Genomic DNA, 3,630 nt, shown 5'->3' on the forward strand with positions numbered 1-3,630 from the left:
CTTCCTCTTTGGCTACCGTAATCCTCTTCAGGCTCTAACTTCGGGGGGCAACCTTCCTCTTTGACTACCGTAATCCTCTTCAGACTCTAATTTCGGGTTCCAATCTTCCCCTTTGGCTACCGTAATCCTTTTCAGGCTCTCTTTTCGGGTTCCACCCTTCCTCTTTGGCTACCGTAATCCTCTTCAAGCTCTCTTTTCGGGTTCCAACCTTTCTCTTTGACTACCGTAATCCTCTTCAGGCTCTCTTTTCGGGCTCCAACCTTCCTCTTTGACTACCGTAATCCTCTTCAGGCTCTCTTTTCGGGCTCCAACCTTCCTCTTTGGCTACCGTAATCCTTTTCAGGCTCTCTTTTCGGGTTCCACCCTTCCTCTTTGGCTACCGTAATGGACTCCGGCCACTGATTTTGAGCTTCATCCCGTCTCTTTATTTAACAACCATTTCTACGCACCTTGTCCATCTCTTCCCTATTTACAAACCTCTACTAGTTTTTTCACAATTTCTTCGGTTTCGTCCCACGAATATGCGGTTGCTCCGGCAGCCATAGGATGTCCGCCTCCACTATGTTCAGTTGCAATTGTATTAATTACTGGGCCTTTGGAACGGAGTCTTACTCGGATCTTTTCTCCGTCTTCAACGAAAAATACCCAAACTTTGAGTCCTTCTACATCAGAAAACGTATTAACAAGCTGTGATGATTCAGTAGAGGTAACGTTAAAGCGCTCGAGATCTTCTTTTGTTAAGCGCATCACACCAACTGTTTCTTCTAATATTGAAAAATGTTGGAGGACATACCCTTGAAGTCTTGTGATTTTCAAGTCTTTTTTATGTAAATTTGAATAGAACGCATTCTGATCAAACGGTTGTTTCACTAGAAGGCTGGCCCTTTGTAATGTTTCTGGACTCGTATTGGTGTATCTAAACCTGCCTGTATCCCCTACAATTCCTGCATATAATAATAAGGCAGATGTTGAATTCAGTTTATAACCTGCCGTTTTTCCTTGCTCGATGAATTCAACGATCATTTCACTTGTGGAACTAAATGTTGTATCAACCCACACTAAGTCTCCGTAGGGCTCCTCGTTCGGATGATGATCAATCTTAATCAAGCATGCGCCTAAGTCATAACGTTTATCATCAATTCTTTCCGTATTAGCTGTATCACATACAATAACAAGTGCTTGATTATACTCTTGGTCAGAGATGTGATCCATCTCTCCTAGAAAAACTAGACTCGGCTCCTCCTCTCCGACAACGAACACCCTCTTATTTGGAAAGCGGTCTTTAATCACTTCAGCTAATCCTAATTGTGATCCCAATGCATCGGGATCAGGTCGTTCATGACGATGTATAATGATCGTCTCATATTGATTAATTTTTTCTTGAATCTGCTTTATCATCAATCTTTTCCTCCTTATTAGCTTGTTCACTGTTCCTCCACTAGCAAATTCGTTTATCTCGATATACAATGACTACGAGAGGTTATACGTAAAACATGAGATGTATTAACCCAACTAGATATTAGGGAGGTTCAATTCTTGGATAAACTGTTAACCATTATTGTTATTATTTCTGCTGTCTTTTTCTTATATAATAAGATTAAAATGTGGCGCTCTAAAGAATCTTTATTAAAGCGAATTTATCAAACAAAATCCTCTTTGTCATTAGGGTTCTTTTTGGCGGCGTTTGGTGCAAACCTTCTCATCTTTAATCGTAGTGTCATTGACCTTGTTGTAGGTGCACTCTTTGCTGTTCTTGGTGTGGCAAACATTATTTATGGCTACCGTGCCTCTCGTCATTATGTCGCTCAATTAGGTGACTAACGCAAAACAGGAAGGATCTGCTTTCTACTCTAACGCATGTGATGCATCATCCATAGAGAGCAGATCCTTCCTTGTTTTTTATTAATCAATAACTTGAGCCATCATCATTGCTTTTCCTACTATTGCAGATTCGTGGTAAAGTTCTACATCAATCTTCCCATGCTTTCGTCCTACCTCAAGTATTTTCGGTTTGATCGTCAGCACACTATCAATTTGGACAGGTTTAAGAAAATACAATGTGATATTTTCGACAACCAAATCTCCTTTTTTATACTTGCGCATCACGCGACTGCCAATTTCTGTTACAAGTGTTGTAATAACCCCATTGGAAATCGTCCCTAGTTGATTGGTCATTTGCGGCGTGACTTCACATTCAAAAATTAATTCGTCCGTTGTTGAAATATCTCGCACACGGCTTGTGACAATATCTTCAATGGTTTCACCGATATGCGGCTGCTTTTGAACCATTTGCAGTGCTTTCAACACGTCCTGTCTACTGATTACACCTAGCAACTTTCTGTGAGTATCAATGACTGGTAGTAATTCTATCCCTTCCCAAACCATCACATGCGCAACCGCTGCAATAGAGGTGCGTTCATTTACGGTAATGGGGTTCTTTGTCATTACTTTTTCAATCGGGGTTTGCTTGGAAGCCCCAAGAACATCTTTTGCCGCAACCATCCCCTGAATCTTCAGATTTCCATCAATGACAGGATATCTGCTATGGCCTGTTTTATGATTAAGATCATGCCATTTCTCAACCGTGTTTTGGGTTGTCATATAGAACGTATCTTGAAAAGGAATTAAAATATCGTCGACTAATACAATCTCTTTTTTTATTAGTTGGTCATAAATCGCACGATTAATCATTGAACCAACAGTAAACGTATCATAGCTCGTTGAAATAATTGGTAGCTCTAGTTCATCAGCTAGCTCAATCACTTCCTCACTTGTCCCAAACCCACCTGTAATTAGAACGGCCGCTCCCGCTTCTAAGCCAACCTTATGAACTTGCTCGCGATTCCCCACAATCAATAGATTTCCCGGATCTACATACCTCATCATCGCTTCCAATTTCATAGCCCCAATGACAAAGCGGTTTAACGTCTTATGAAGTCCGTTACGTCCACCTAATACTTGTCCATCAACAATATTGACTACTTCTGCATATGTAAGCTTCTCAATATTTTCTTTTTTCTTATTTTCAATTCGAACAGTCCCTACTCGCTCGATCGTACTAACTAAGCCTTGGTTTTCAGCTTCTTTAATGGCACGATATGCTGTTCCTTCACTAACTGTAAGAGCTTTCGCAATCGAACGCACGGAGATTTTCTCTCCTACCGCAAGATTCGTAATATACTCAATGATTTGCTCATGCTTTGTAGCCATGATAGCCACCACACTTTCACTCAGCTGTTGTACTAATACATACATTCTGTACTAATATCATTATACGTCTGAAAGTTCGGACTATCAAGGCTTGTTGTTACCCTCGCATTTTTTCACGTGATTGAGTTACATATCGAATAGGTACAGCCACTCGTTTTTTTCGCTTTCTCTGGTATAACAGATGAAGACCGTTCCCACTTATCACCATCATGGCAAAAACGAGCCATGACCACGCAAACACCCTGTCCATTCCCGAGCCATCAAAAGGCAGGTATTCTAATCCATACACGACCATCGCTATAGCAAGCAAAAACGACAAAAACAATCGTTGCTTCAAAAACCTCACCTCACTACTTACTGTTTGTACATTTTATGCAACAAACCACATAAAAGACCAAGAGCCTATTAAAAAAAGGTGCA

4 protein-coding genes are annotated in these 3,630 nt (G+C 40.7%); 1 reads left to right on the forward strand and 3 read right to left on the reverse strand.

Features of this window, described 5'->3' with window-relative positions:
- Positions 1 to 465: 465 nt before the first annotated feature.
- The gene (locus LQ50_RS23910; protein ID WP_034634218.1) at positions 466 to 1,398 is read right to left on the reverse strand and encodes a DHH family phosphoesterase; all 933 of its coding nucleotides are present in this window, start codon (positions 1,396 to 1,398) and stop codon (positions 466 to 468) included.
- Between the two features lie 138 nt (positions 1,399 to 1,536).
- On the opposite strand from LQ50_RS23910, the gene LQ50_RS23915 reads away from it, so the two are divergent.
- Positions 1,537 to 1,821, forward strand: a complete 285-nt coding sequence (locus LQ50_RS23915) for a YtpI family protein (protein ID WP_052144938.1) — start codon at positions 1,537 to 1,539, stop codon at positions 1,819 to 1,821.
- An 81-nt stretch (positions 1,822 to 1,902) separates the two neighbouring features.
- On the opposite strand, the gene LQ50_RS23920 is transcribed toward LQ50_RS23915, so the two are convergent.
- Both LQ50_RS23920 and LQ50_RS23925 read right to left on the reverse strand, forming a co-directional pair.
- Positions 1,903 to 3,210, reverse strand: coding sequence for a CBS domain-containing protein (locus LQ50_RS23920; RefSeq protein ID WP_034634221.1), 1,308 nt, complete (start codon positions 3,208 to 3,210; stop codon positions 1,903 to 1,905).
- A 97-nt stretch (positions 3,211 to 3,307) separates the two neighbouring features.
- Positions 3,308 to 3,547: a hypothetical protein gene (locus tag LQ50_RS23925; protein WP_034634223.1), complete on the reverse strand. Its 240-nt coding sequence runs from the start codon at positions 3,545 to 3,547 to the stop codon at positions 3,308 to 3,310.
- Between the last annotated feature and the right edge of the window lie 83 nt (positions 3,548 to 3,630).

Origin of the sequence: Halalkalibacter okhensis (assembly GCF_000787375.1) — a bacterium.
In the GTDB taxonomy this organism is placed as follows: domain Bacteria; phylum Bacillota; class Bacilli; order Bacillales; family Bacillaceae_D; genus Halalkalibacter; species Halalkalibacter okhensis.